The sequence below is a fragment of the Mycetocola sp. genome (genome assembly GCF_046716805.1).
In the GTDB taxonomy this organism is placed as follows: domain Bacteria; phylum Actinomycetota; class Actinomycetes; order Actinomycetales; family Microbacteriaceae; genus Mycetocola_A.
The window spans coordinates 62,875-74,903 of the sequence record NZ_JBKJWH010000085.1 but is presented as its reverse complement, the minus strand read 5'-3'; the positions used below and the strand labels follow the sequence as shown (position 1 = coordinate 74,903).

The following is a 12,029-nucleotide window of genomic DNA, read 5'->3' as shown; positions in this document are numbered from 1 at the left end:
CCTTGCGCTAACTGTTTTTTCACAAATAACACCCCCCGACCAATATTGGCGCGGCCTCTTCTTGGTTAACGCGAAGACAGATGACTTCGAGGCGCGAACAACCCGACCGCGTGACGTCCGGGCCTTTCTGTTTCTCCTGGCTTCTGAGTCCCGCGTCGATTTGGCTTCCAGTCAAGGGGTCACGGAACAATCACCGTGATGTTGGTCTCCGGGAATATGTGAGTGTTACTCTCGTTTTCCAGGCCTCGGCCGGCAAAGCGGCGGTGGCGCTCCCTTCAGAATCTAGGTAGAGAAATGAAGATTTCCAGACTTGCCCGCAGCGCCGGCGGCACTCTCGCCCTGGCTGCCTGTTTCGGGCTGGTTTTCGCCTCCCCCGCAGTCGCCGCCGATCCTCCAGGAAACAACGGCACCATCAAGCTCGACCGCCTTCTTTTTGACACCACTCCCGGCAACCAGCCGCACGTCGGCTGCGAGTTCCAGGTCGACTTCTACGGATTCGACCAGGGTAACCTGAACGCCACCGTCAACTTCGACGGCCAAGCTCCTACCGGGAGAACAATCCCCTTGCTCACCGACACGGTGTTCATCGGTGAGGACGCCGCCGGCGGCGGCACCGACCTCGACGCTGAAGTCACATACGACCTCGCGGGCGTGATCGGCCAGCTCGGCGCCCCGCACCCGATCCAGGGCTACCACGTCAAGCTCACCGTCAACGCTCCAGGCTCCATCGGAGCCGACACCAAGTACAAGGTCTTCTGGGTCACCGGCTGCGTGCCGAGCTACCCATACTGACCGAGACAGCCAATAAGGAGACCCCGCGGGACGAAGACCGCGGGGTCTCGTCTGGTCCGGACTCGGCTACGGACCGCACAGTGCCGGTCGAAGCGCTCGACCTTCCCTCCCGGACGCTAAGCCGTGTCACCGAGCTGGCTCGCGAGCCGATCGAGATCCGCTGCGACCAGCTCGACGTCGCGGGCGAACGCCGCGTCATCGAGTTCGATCTGGCGGACGGTGAACACCACCTCGGCGCCTTCGGGATGCGACAGTACCCGGACTGGGTTCGTGACGACCGTCCCGGACGGCAACGTCACGTCGTGATCGAGCACACCGAAGGAGTTCTGCTCAACGAAACGGACTCGCACCCGTCCCATCGGCGACTCGACGAGCAGCACGTCGCCGTCGCGCACGACCTTCGCCACTGCGAGGCCGGCGGCCCATTTCGGCAGATTATCGACGTTGGATGCGAACTCGTAGACGGCCTCGGGCGTCGCCGCGATGACCCGGCTGACGTGATGACTTTTCATCGCGTCAGTTTGCCGGTCGAGGACCGTCTTCTGCAACAGGGCGAAGAACGACGCCATCGCGCCGTTGTCACCGCACGCGTCGACCCGGCCTGCCGGGAACACAGCCGCCAGACCGGGTTCTCCCCCGCCTTCACGCCTGCCTGGTGGAGCTCGTCGGCGATGACCCGGTAGCCGAACGAGGGGTCGTCCTGGTCAACGAAACCGGGGCAGTCCCTGCAATCGCGCGCTGACAGGTCTCAGCTGACGCGTTCGCCCGGCTCGCTAGGCATCATTCTGGATCCGTCGACGGATGATGCGGCGAGCACCGAGAGGAAGGGGCGGACTCCGGTCGAAGGACCAGACTCCGCGGCCGTCGGGCTCAGCGGCGGCCGCTCATCTTCTTCCGCAGCCATTCGATCCGTGACTGCAACTGGGTGACACTGGCCTGCTGCACGGCGGGGCCTCCACACATCCTCCGCAACTCGGCGTGCACAAGACCGTGCGGCTGCCCGACGGTTTTCGCGTAGAGCCCGACGAGGCTGTTCAGCAGGCTCCGCTGCTCCTTGAGCGTGCGGTACAGCGGCGGCGGGACATCCGTCGACGGTTCTGCGGGCACCTGCTGGGCCTTCGTCGATGAGCGCTTCGCCTGGCGTGCCTGCCGCTGGGTGAGCAGCTCGTGCACCTGTTCTGGTTCCAGCAGCCCGGGCAGGCCGATGAAGTCGAGTTCCTCTTCTGTACCGGGCTCCGCCCACTGTCCGAACTCGTCTCCGTCGTAGACGACACGGTCGAAGGTGGCCGACGATGACATCGCCTCGTACTTGAAGTCGTCGCCGAGCGCATCGGAGCCCTTCGATTCGCGGTTCGCCTCCGCGACCATCGCGTCCTCGGGGTTCCACATGTCCCCCTCGCCCTCGCCGTCGTTCTTCCGGTCAAGGGCGTGGTCGCGTTCGAGCTCGAGCTGGCTGGCGAGGTTCATCAGGTTGGGGACGTCTGGGAGGAAAACGGATGCTGTCTCACCGCGGCGACGTGCGCGCACGAACCGACCGATGGCCTGAGCGAAGAACAACGGAGTCGACGCGCTCGTCGCGTACACGCCGACGGCGAGCCGCGGAACGTCGACGCCTTCCGAGACCATGCGGACGGCGACCATCCAGCGGCTGGTGCCACTGGAGAACTCATCGATCCTGTCGCTGGATTCCTTCTCGTCCGAGAGAACGACGGTCGGGCTCTCGCCCGAAATATCCTTGAGGATGGCTGCATAGGCGCGGGCGGAGGTCTGGTCGGTGGCGATGACGAGGCCGCCGGCATCCGGGATGCCGTGGCGCACCTCGCTGAGTCTGCGATCGGCTGCCTTGAGAACCTGGGGGATCCACTCCCCCGCCGGGTCGAGCGCCGTGCGCCAGGCCTGAGAGGTGATGTCCTTGGTGTTGCCCTCGCCGAGTCGAGCTTCCATCTCGTCGCCCGCGTTGGTGCGCCAGCGCATGTGGCCGGCATAGACCATGAACATCACCGGTCTAACCACGCCGTCGGCGAGGGCCCGGCCGTAACCGTAGTTGTAGTCGGTGAGCGACGTTCGGATACCGTGCTGATCGGGCAGGTAGCTCACGAACGGGATCGGCGCGGTATCCGACCGGAACGGGGTCCCGGTGAGCGACAGCCGACGGGTGGCCGGGTCGAAAGCCTCACGGATGGCATCGCCCCAGCTGAGGGCGTCGCCGCCATGGTGCACCTCGTCGAGGATGACGAGTGTCTTCGAGGACGCGGTGATGTCACGGTGCAGCGCGGCTCGCACGGCGACCTGGGCGTAGGTGACGACGACCCCGTGGTAATGCCTCCCGTAGCGTCCTGCCGCGTTCGTGAAGGTGGGGTCGAGACGGATGCCTGCCCGGTGCGCGGCATCCGCCCACTGCCGTTTGAGGTGCTCGGTCGGTGCGACGACGGTGATGCGGTCGACGGTCCGGCGGGCGAGCAGTTCGGCGGCGAGCCGGAGCGCGAATGTGGTCTTTCCTGCACCCGGTGTCGCCGCGGCGAGGAAGTCCTTGGGTTCAGTGGCGAAGTAGGTGGTGATCGCCTCTTCCTGCCACGCGCGCAGCTTGGAGACGGTGCCCCAGGCGGCCCGTTCGGGGAACGCGGGTGAGAGATGCTCAGCGGCAGAGGTGCCGATCCGGAGTCCTGCCGCGGCATCCATGCTCGCCGGCTCCCCCGAAGAAATCTCTGTACTCACTTGATTGTAATCTACCCGTTCGCGCCCGATCGGGCGAACCGGATGGGTGCCCTGGCGTGGCGTCCGCGGGTAGGCTTCCCCGGATGGGAGGAAGAACGTGACCGACACCGAACGACACGAAGATCAGAACATCCAGAACCTCATGGCGGGCAGTGATGACGTGGCGTCACGATCCCACCCCTGGTCGCGCTATGTGGCGATCGGCGATTCTTTCACCGAGGGGATCGGTGACCCTGAGCCGCGTCTCGCTGGTGGTCACCGCGGCTGGGCGGACCGGGTTGCCGAAGTCCTCGGTCAGGGAGTGGAGGATTTTGCGTATGCGAACCTTGCCGTCCGTGGCAAGCTCATCGCACAGGTCGTTGACCAACAGATCGGGCCTGCGCTGGAACTTCACCCGGACCTGATTTCGATCTCAGCGGGCGGCAACGACGTTCTCCGCCCTGGCTCCGATCCGGATGTCACCGCTGCCCGCATGGACGAGGCGATCGCCCGGCTCAGCAGGGACAACCCCACGATCGTCTTGTTCACCGCTGTCGATGTCGGGTTCTCGCCGGTCTTCCGGGGCATCCGGGGCAAGGTGGCCATTTACAACGAGAACCTCCGCGCGATCGCTGCGAAATACGACTGCATCGTCGCCGATATGTGGTCGCTGACCGACGTGCAGGACCCCCGGATGTGGTCGCCTGACCGTCTGCACCTGAATCCCCTCGGTCACCACACGGTCGCGAGGATGGTGCTCGCTGCGCTTCAGGTCGAGAACGACCTGAAGCCGCTCCGGCCGGAACCGATGCCGCTGTCGTCGTGGCGGCAGGCGCGGGCATCTGACCTGGTCTGGGCGCGGGAGTACCTGGTCCCGTGGGTGTTCCGTCGCATCCGCCATCAATCCTCCGGCGACTTCATCTCGGCGAAGCGGCCGGTCGCCGAACGGTACACCCGCGCCGCCGACTGAACTCGCGGCGTCAGCCGAATGCGTTGCTGAGCTTCCAGCCGAGGTCGGCCCCGTCGAGCTCGTCCTCGAGGACCAGCGGAACGACGATGCTCTCGCCGTCGTGCTCGAACGTGACGGATCCCACTTCGCGGCCGTCCTCCCCGGACTCGAGAGCGGATGCCGTCGGGGTCACCGTCACCGGGGCATCCTGCCAGACCAGCACGCTCGCCGACTCGGCGGCGACGATCTCGGAGGCCGCGCCCCACGGAGTCGTGTAGCTGCCGAAACTATCTCCAGCTTCGACGAGCTGAAGCTCGGAGAATCCCGCCGTCGCGCTGGCGATCAACTCGGTGACGTCCTGGTTGAGCTGGCGGTGGTTGGGGGCGCCGAGGATCACGCCGACGAACGTGATGATCTCGCCTCCGACTGTCGCTTCGGCTGCGAAGAGCAGGCACGCCCCTGCGACCCGGGTGGTGCCGGTCTTCAGGCCGATGACGCCGTTTTTTCCGAGCAGTTTGTTGGTGTTCTCGACCGTGCCGATGCCCGGCAGCACAGCGGACTGCTCCGCGACGACCTCAGAGAGGACCGGGTGTTCGAGCGCGAGCTTGCCGATCGTGACGAGGTCGGCGGGGGTGGAGCGGCTGTCGCTGTCGAGCCCGCTTGAGTCAGCGATGTGGGTGCCGGCGAGGTCGTGGGCCGCGAGCCAGTCGCTCGCGGCTTGCAGGAACGCGGGCATCGAGCCGAACGCCCAGGTCACCAGGGTGATGCTGTAGTTGTTGGCCGATGGAAGCATCATGGCCTGGAGCAGCTGGCGTTCGCTGAAGACCGACCCGGGCACAACGGGGGCCGCTGATCCTCCCTCGGCGATCGTCTGCGAGTAGATGCCGGCGTCCGCCTCGGTCAAAGTCAGTTCAGGGCCGTTTTCGCCCGCTGCCAGCGGCATCCTGTCGAGCACGACGAGGGCGGTCACGGTCTTGGTGATGCTGGCCATGGGTGTGGACTGCTGGATGCCCGAGTCCCCGAGGATGCCGTCGATACCGACCGCGCCGATCGCCCCTGTACCGTAATCGGGCCACTGGAGTGGAGTCGCCGGCTGGCTGATCGGTGCCGTCGTCTCGAGCTGGGCGGCATTTGCGGGGATCGGGCGCAGAACAGCAATCGAAATGTAGCCGAGGACGAGAAGCACGACGGCAAGAATCCCGAAGACCGTCACCCGCCTGCGTCTGTACACCCGTTCGGGAGAAGATGGGCTGGGATTCGGCACCGGCCAATTCTAGCGGCGGGAGGCCTGCGGTTTGCTGACGACCCCAGGAGGGTCAGTCGGCTGTAGAGGGCGACCTCCGGAGCGCCCACAGCGCCACCGCGCTGGCGGACGCGACGTTGAGCGAATCCACGCCGTGGAGCATCGGGATGACCACCGTCGAATCGGCCGCTTCGAGGGCCTGCCTGCTGAGACCATCACCCTCGGTGCCCAGGGTCAGCGCCACCCGGTTGGGCGGATTCGCGGCGAACCGGTCGAGCGTCACTGCCCGGTCGTCGAGCGCGAGCGCTGCGACGTGGAACCCGGCGGCGTCGAGGATCCGCCGAGCCTCCGGCCACTCAGGCATCCGGGTCCACGGGACCTGGAGCACCGTCCCCATGCTGACGCGCACGCTCCGGCGGTAGAGAGGGTCGGCGCAGCGGGGGGTGATGAGCACCGCATCTGCTCCGAGCCCGGCAACCGAGCGGAAGATCGCACCCACGTTGGTGTGGTCGACGATGTCCTCGAGGATGACCACGCGTGTGGCATCCGCCAGCAGGTCCTCCATACTGGGCAGCGCTGGGCGGTGCATGGCGGCCAGGGCGCCGCGGTGCATGTGGTACCCGGTGAGGCTCTCGAGCACATCCGACGAGCCGACGTAGACGGGAACGTCCGGGAATTGCTCGAGCAGCGGTTCCACATCCGGCAGCCACTGTTCCTGCAGCAGGATCGACCGGGGCTGGTGCCCCGCGGCGATCGCCCGCGCGATGACCTTGTGCGACTCAGCGATGTACAGGCCGCCTTCCGGTTCCTGCACGCGCCGCAGCGCGACATCCGTCAGCCGCGCGAAGTCGGAGAGTCCCTCGACGTCGAGATTCGAGATGGGGACGATGTGCACGGTGGTTCCTTCGGGTGGTGGCGTATTCTCAGAACAAGGCCCGCCCGCCGAAACAATTCCGACATCTGGATCATTTACCCTCGAGGCAGGGGCGGGTTCTCGAAAGGCCTAATGACCATGATCACCGGATTGACGCCGGAGTTGGACGAACGCGGACTCGATGCAGCCTACGCCGTCCTGTCCGGGGGCACGTTCGCTGTCCTCACCGGGGCCGGCGTCAGCACCGACTCGGGCATTCCCGATTACCGCGGTGCCGGGGCCCCGAAACGCACGCCGATGACCGTGTCGCAATTCCTCCTCGACGACGCATCGCGCAAACGCTACTGGGCGGGCAGCCACCTGGGCTGGGCGCTGTTCGACGCTGCGACGCCCAACGCAGGACACCGGATGCTCGCGACACTGGAAGAAGCCGGCCTGGTTCCCGGGGTGGTCACCCAGAACGTCGACGGGCTCCACGTCCGTGCCGGTTCCCGGCGGGTCGTCGACCTGCACGGTTCGATGGACCGGGTGCACTGTCTGGACTGCGGCCAGACCTTCGCACGCTCCAGCATCGCCGCACGCATCGACTCCGAGAACCCCTGGCTGTCCCAGCCGGATGCCGTCACCCTCAACCCGGACGGCGACGCCGAAATCAGCCACGTCGACGATTTCGTTGCGCCGGCCTGCTCGGTGTGCGGCGGCGCGTTGAAACCGGACGTCGTGTTTTTCGGCGAGTTCGTGCCGACGGACAAGTTTTCAGAGGCTCGGGACCTCGTCGGCCAGGCGGACGCCCTGGTGATCGCCGGTTCCTCGCTCGTCGTGAATTCCGGCATCCGTCTGCTCGAACACGCCAGGCGGAGCAAGCGCCCGATCGTCATCATCAACCGTGGCGAAACGAAGGGCGATTCCCGCGCCACCGTGAAACTGAACGCCGGTGCGTCGGAGACCCTCGCGGCGCTTGCCGATCGACTCCTGGACTGACCGGCAGACGCTCAGCAGGGCGGGTGGTCGCGAGAGTGTCAGTTCTTCCTGTCGAGCGTTCGACGGCCGCGGTTTCTCCTGTGGAGCGTGCGGTGAAGGGGGCTGCAGCGCGAGAGGCGCGGAGGTCATCGGCGGCAGAACCGGGAATCGCACGGTTCGCAGTCGTCTTCGCCAGTGCATTCGACCGCTCAGCGGTCCCCGGCGGCGTCCCGTCTGGCTTGCACAGCGGCGTACTCGTCGTCGATGACGGCGTCCAACTGTGCAGCAGACTCCCGCCACGCGTCGGGCGACACGCTAGCCGCATCCTCGGTGTGCAGGGTCACAACCTGTTGGTCGGCGGAACTGTCGCCGAGCAGAAGCCGCTGTTGCGCTCCCGACACCCCGAGAACCACGTCGGCGGACCGCATCATCCAGCTTCGCGTGAATCGGAATCGCCACGGCCACGTGAGCAGCCGATGCAGCGGGTGAGCGTCTTCGGAACAGTGCGGCGTGCCGCCGGCGACGAGCAGGCCGAACCGGCGCCCGAGGCCCATCAGACCGGGTGCCGGCGTGAAGACCACGTCGGCACCGATGCTGTTGAGTTTCCTCCCGGTGAACAACTCAGCCGGACTGTACGGCGATGGCAGCAGTTCCCAGGGCAGGGCTGGCAGGAGGTCGAGGGCTGTGGTCGGGCCGACGATCATCACGAACGAGCGGCGTTCAGCGAGGGCGTGGACGATTCCGCGGGTTCTCCGGCTGAGCTGGTCATCGGGGTTCTCCGTCACCCAGCGGCAGTCGACGAGAAGCTTCACGCCGGGTCCTCCGCCAGGAAGCGACGGATGAGCTCCGCCGCCTGGCCGGGGACCTCGTAGTGAATGAGATGGCCGACGCCGGGGAGGATCTCGAGTGTCGCGTCCGGGAACCGCCTGACCAGGGTGTGCTGTGCCGCGATCGGCGTGATGTCGTCCTGGTCAGCGGCGATCAGCAGCGTACGGTCGACGATGTCGGCGGCAAACTCGCTGACGTCGTCACCGACGGATGCCTTGAACGCTTCAAGCACGACGGCCCGGTTACCGAAGGCGCTGAAGTAGAGGTCGTGCTGGTTGTGGATCCAGCGGCGGAGGCCTTTGTCCTTCGTCTTCGCCATGGTCACGCTCATCATCCGCACGATCGCCCGGTTGCGCAGCAGAGCGAAGCCGAGTCGTTCGGGCAGCCGGGCACCCACCAGGTAGTAGAAAACTGCGAGCCTGGTGAGGATGCCGCGTGGCCCGGCGAGTGCCGGCGCAGCGATCGGGTTGACGAGGACCACCCGCGGGGCGCGCAAGGGGGTCCGTGCGAGGGCGGCGGAGACGACGATCGACCCGAAGGAGTGACCGAGGATCACCGGCGGCTCAGCAAGATCCACCGCCGACACGAACTCATTCAGCCAGGTCGCGTATCCGTCGATGTCGTGGATCCTCCCCAGCGGCTCCGACTCGCCGAAGCCGGGGAGGTCTGGGCTGAGAATGTGGAAGCCTTCGAGGTGAGCGACCACCGGTTCGAGACCGTGGTGGTCGCCCCGGAATCCGTGGACCATGACGATCGTCGGCGCATCTCCCGGTTGCCCGTACTCCCAGTAGCTGGTGAGGCTTCCGCCGGTGCGGACGGATCGCCGAGAGACGGGGATGCGATCGAGTCGCGCGGAGTATGGGGAGCGAACAGTCATGGGCAATCCCAGTTTAGGCTTTTCGTTCCCGGCCGCCGAACGGTGCTCCCCATAGACTCGATCCCGACGAACCCGAGGACTCACACCTCACGCCCCCCAGACACGGAATCGGTACCCAGTGACATTCACCGCGCCCATCCAACTTCCCGGCCTCGCCCGCGACCCCCTGTGGTATCGCCGGGCCATTTTCTACGAGGTGATGGTGCGGTCGTACGTCGACAGCAACGGGGACGGCGCCGGCGACCTGCAGGGTCTCACCAGCCGGCTGGACTACCTCCAGTGGCTCGGCGTCGACGCGCTCTGGTTGCCCCCGTTCTTCACCTCACCGCTGCGCGACGGCGGCTACGACGTCTCCGACTACCGGTCGATTCTTCCCGAGTTCGGTACCGTCGACGAGTTCAAGGACCTCGTGACGAAGGCTCACGAGCGGAACATGCGCATCATCATCGACATGCCGCTCAACCACACCTCCGACCAGCATGACTGGTTCCGCGAATCGCGCGAAGATCCGGACGGCCCATACGGCGACTTCTACGTCTGGAGTGACACCGACGAGAAGTACCCGGACATCCGCATCATCTTCACAGACACCGAGGATTCCAACTGGGCGTTCGACCCGGTGAGACGCCAGTTCTTCTTCCACCGGTTCTTCTCGCACCAGCCCGACCTCAACTACGAGAACCCGGCCGTCCATGACGCCATGTTCGACATCGTCCGGTTCTGGCTCGACATGGGCGTGGACGGGTTCCGGCTGGACGCCATCCCGTACCTCTACGAATCCGACGGCGGCAACGGCGAGGGTGAACCTGAGACGCACGCCTTCATCAAGAAGCTCCGTGCGATGGTCGACCTGGAGTACCCCGGCCGGGTCATGATCGCTGAGGCGAACCAGTGGCCGCGTGAAGTGGCGGCGTTCTTCGGCACGGACGAAGAGCCCGAATGCCACATGGCGTTCGACTTCCCGGTGATGCCGCGGATCTTCTACTCGCTGCGGTCACAGCAGGCTGAGGAGCTCGTGCGTGTGCTCTCTGAGACGACCGACGTGCCTGAGTGGGCCGGCTGGGCCGTGTTCCTGCGCAACCACGACGAACTCACGCTCGAGATGGTGAGTGAGGAATACCGCCAGGCCATGTATGGCTGGTACGCATACGATCCGCGGATGCGCGCGAACATCGGTATCCGTCGTCGCCTCGCTCCCCTGCTGGACAACTCGCGTGCCGAGCTCGAACTCGCCCATGCGCTGCTGTTCTCCCTGCCCGGGAGCCCGTTCATCTACTATGGCGACGAAATCGGCATGGGCGACAACATCTGGCTCGCTGACCGTGATTCGTCCCGCACGCCCATGCAATGGACGCCCGACCGCAACGCCGGTTTCTCGTCGGCTGACCCCGGCAAACTGTACCTCCCTGTGGTCCAGTCCCTCGTCTTCAACTACACCCTCGTGAACGTCGAATCACAGCTTGCCCAGTCGCGATCGCTGCTGCACTGGGTGCGCAATGTGATCCATGTGCGCAAGGGGCACCCGGCGTTCGGGCTCGGCAGCGTCGAGGTCGTCGCGAACGATCACGAATCCGTTCTCAGTTTCGTCCGCAGCTACTCGGGAACAGGTGGGCACTCCGGAGGTCACATCGGGGATGAGAAGGAAGACATCCTCTGTGTCTTCAGCTTCTCGCACCACCCGATCGCGACGAAGATCATCGCCCCCGAGCTCGCCGGCTGCCGGCTATTCGACCTGTTCGGTGGCGGGGAGTTCCCGCCGTTCGACGAGAACGGCGAAGTGACCCTCACCATCGCGACGCAGAGCTTCTATTGGCTCCACGTGGCACGTCCGACCGACTCCCCCTTCTCTCAGCGGCGTCACGCGTGAGCGACGACATGTCGGTGGTCCGCCCTAACGTTGCGCCCGTGCAGACAACAGCAGTAACACCGTGGTCGGAGTCCCTTGCCGTCTTCGATCTGGAGACAACCGGTATCGACGTGATCACGAGTCGCATCGTCAGCGCGAACGTTGGGCTGTTGAACGGACGGGGTGACGTGCTGCACCGGCGTGACTGGCTCGCTGACCCTGGTATCGAAATCCCTGAGCAGGCGACAGCCGTGCACGGGATCAGTACCGAACGGGCGAGGGCAGAGGGCAGGCCCGCCGCTGCCGTCGTCGCCGAGATCGTCGCCGAACTGCGCGGCTACTTCGACGCCGGCATTCCCGTTGTCATCTACAACGCCCCGTACGACCTGTCGCTGCTGTTCCACGAGTCGGTGAGGCACCACGTGGTGCCGCTCGTCGAGCCCACCCCGGTGATCGACCCGCTCGTCATCGACAAGGCCATGGACCGCTACCGCAAGGGCAAGCGGACCCTCGAGGCGGCGGCACTCCACTATGGCGTCGAGCTCACTGAGGCGCATGATGCGGGCGCCGACGCCATCGCCGCCGGGCGGGTGGCGCTGGCCATCGCCCGCACCCACGCGCGCGCCCTCGACGTCGACGCTCTCGAGCTGCACCGGTTGCAGGCGGGCTGGTGCCAGGACCAGGCAGACAGTTTCCAGGATTACATGCGCCGCACGCGAGACGCCACCTTCGTGGCATCCACCGGCTGGCCGGTGCGCTGAGAGCACCCCACCCACCGCCGATGCGCCCAGCCGGCGGGCCGAGGGCGGGCACGTCGCGCGATGTACTCACTCGCTCCGGACGTCGTCATCCGGTGGACCTGGTGAGTGGGTCCGGACCGGGTGAATACGTGCCCTTGCACCCAGATGGGGCGGCCCTGCGCCCACCGACGACAAAGACCCGCAGTCCGAAGAATGCGGGTCTTTG

The 12,029-nt window shown here is 66.0% G+C and carries 11 protein-coding genes; 5 read left to right on the top strand and 6 right to left on the bottom strand.

Annotated elements, in window-relative coordinates; genetic code table 11:
* Positions 1-294: 294 nt before the first annotated feature.
* The gene (locus tag ACLQ62_RS07285) at positions 295-792 is read left to right on the top strand and encodes a hypothetical protein (RefSeq protein WP_411720982.1); all 498 of its coding nucleotides are present in this window, start codon (positions 295-297) and stop codon (positions 790-792) included.
* Positions 793-908: 116 nt separating this feature from the next.
* Here ACLQ62_RS07285 and ACLQ62_RS07280 read toward each other — a convergent pair whose 3' ends face one another.
* Together ACLQ62_RS07280 and ACLQ62_RS07275 are read right to left on the bottom strand one after the other, a co-directional pair.
* Positions 909-1,406 carry an SRPBCC family protein gene (locus ACLQ62_RS07280; protein WP_411720981.1) on the bottom strand — a complete coding sequence of 166 codons (498 nt, stop codon included), beginning with the start codon at positions 1,404-1,406 and terminating at the stop codon, positions 909-911.
* 256 nt (positions 1,407-1,662) lie between these two features.
* Positions 1,663-3,471 carry a DEAD/DEAH box helicase gene (locus tag ACLQ62_RS07275; protein WP_411720986.1) on the bottom strand — a complete coding sequence of 603 codons (1,809 nt, stop codon included), beginning with the start codon at positions 3,469-3,471 and terminating at the stop codon, positions 1,663-1,665.
* Positions 3,472-3,649: 178 nt separating this feature from the next.
* Between ACLQ62_RS07275 and ACLQ62_RS07270 the strand changes: the two genes are divergently transcribed.
* Positions 3,650-4,456, top strand: a complete 807-nt coding sequence (locus ACLQ62_RS07270) for an SGNH/GDSL hydrolase family protein (RefSeq protein ID WP_411720985.1) — start codon at positions 3,650-3,652, stop codon at positions 4,454-4,456.
* A 10-nt stretch (positions 4,457-4,466) separates the two neighbouring features.
* Here the strand turns inward: ACLQ62_RS07270 and ACLQ62_RS07265 are convergent, their stop codons facing one another.
* Positions 4,467-5,699, bottom strand: coding sequence for a D-alanyl-D-alanine carboxypeptidase family protein (locus ACLQ62_RS07265; protein WP_411720980.1), 1,233 nt, complete (start codon positions 5,697-5,699; stop codon positions 4,467-4,469).
* Between the two features lie 52 nt (positions 5,700-5,751).
* Positions 5,752-6,573: a TrmH family RNA methyltransferase gene (locus tag ACLQ62_RS07260; RefSeq protein WP_411720979.1), complete on the bottom strand. Its 822-nt coding sequence runs from the start codon at positions 6,571-6,573 to the stop codon at positions 5,752-5,754.
* Positions 6,574-6,684: 111 nt separating this feature from the next.
* On the opposite strand from ACLQ62_RS07260, the gene ACLQ62_RS07255 reads away from it, so the two are divergent.
* A complete protein-coding gene (locus ACLQ62_RS07255) occupies positions 6,685-7,533 on the top strand; it encodes a Sir2 family NAD-dependent protein deacetylase (protein WP_411720978.1) in 849 nt (282 codons plus the stop codon).
* Positions 7,534-7,721: 188 nt separating this feature from the next.
* Here ACLQ62_RS07255 and ACLQ62_RS07250 read toward each other — a convergent pair whose 3' ends face one another.
* Together ACLQ62_RS07250 and ACLQ62_RS07245 are read right to left on the bottom strand one after the other, a co-directional pair.
* Entirely contained in the window at positions 7,722-8,324 is a 603-nt protein-coding gene (locus ACLQ62_RS07250; protein WP_411720977.1) for a hypothetical protein, read from the bottom strand.
* On the bottom strand, positions 8,321-9,217 hold the full coding sequence (locus ACLQ62_RS07245; protein ID WP_411720976.1) for an alpha/beta fold hydrolase: 897 nt from the start codon (positions 9,215-9,217) through the stop codon (positions 8,321-8,323). The genes ACLQ62_RS07250 and ACLQ62_RS07245 overlap by 4 nt, the downstream gene beginning before the upstream one ends.
* Positions 9,218-9,335: 118 nt before the next feature.
* Between ACLQ62_RS07245 and treS the strand changes: the two genes are divergently transcribed.
* Together treS and ACLQ62_RS07235 are read left to right on the top strand one after the other, a co-directional pair.
* Positions 9,336-11,084, top strand: coding sequence for a maltose alpha-D-glucosyltransferase (gene treS, locus ACLQ62_RS07240; protein ID WP_411720975.1), 1,749 nt, complete (start codon positions 9,336-9,338; stop codon positions 11,082-11,084).
* Positions 11,085-11,122: 38 nt separating this feature from the next.
* On the top strand, positions 11,123-11,824 hold the full coding sequence (locus ACLQ62_RS07235) for an exonuclease domain-containing protein (protein WP_411720974.1): 702 nt from the start codon (positions 11,123-11,125) through the stop codon (positions 11,822-11,824).
* Positions 11,825-12,029 lie beyond the last annotated feature (205 nt).

Coding starts and splice junctions, on each gene's coding strand:
- ACLQ62_RS07245 (WP_411720976.1), bottom strand. CDS start 9,217: ATGACTGTTCGCTCCCCATACTCCGCGCGACTCGATCGCATCCCCGTC.
- ACLQ62_RS07255 (WP_411720978.1), top strand. CDS start 6,685: ATGACCATGATCACCGGATTGACGCCGGAGTTGGACGAACGCGGACTC.
- ACLQ62_RS07285 (WP_411720982.1), top strand. CDS start 295: ATGAAGATTTCCAGACTTGCCCGCAGCGCCGGCGGCACTCTCGCCCTG.
- ACLQ62_RS07270 (WP_411720985.1), top strand. CDS start 3,650: ATGGCGGGCAGTGATGACGTGGCGTCACGATCCCACCCCTGGTCGCGC.
- ACLQ62_RS07275 (WP_411720986.1), bottom strand. CDS start 3,471: ATGGATGCCGCGGCAGGACTCCGGATCGGCACCTCTGCCGCTGAGCAT.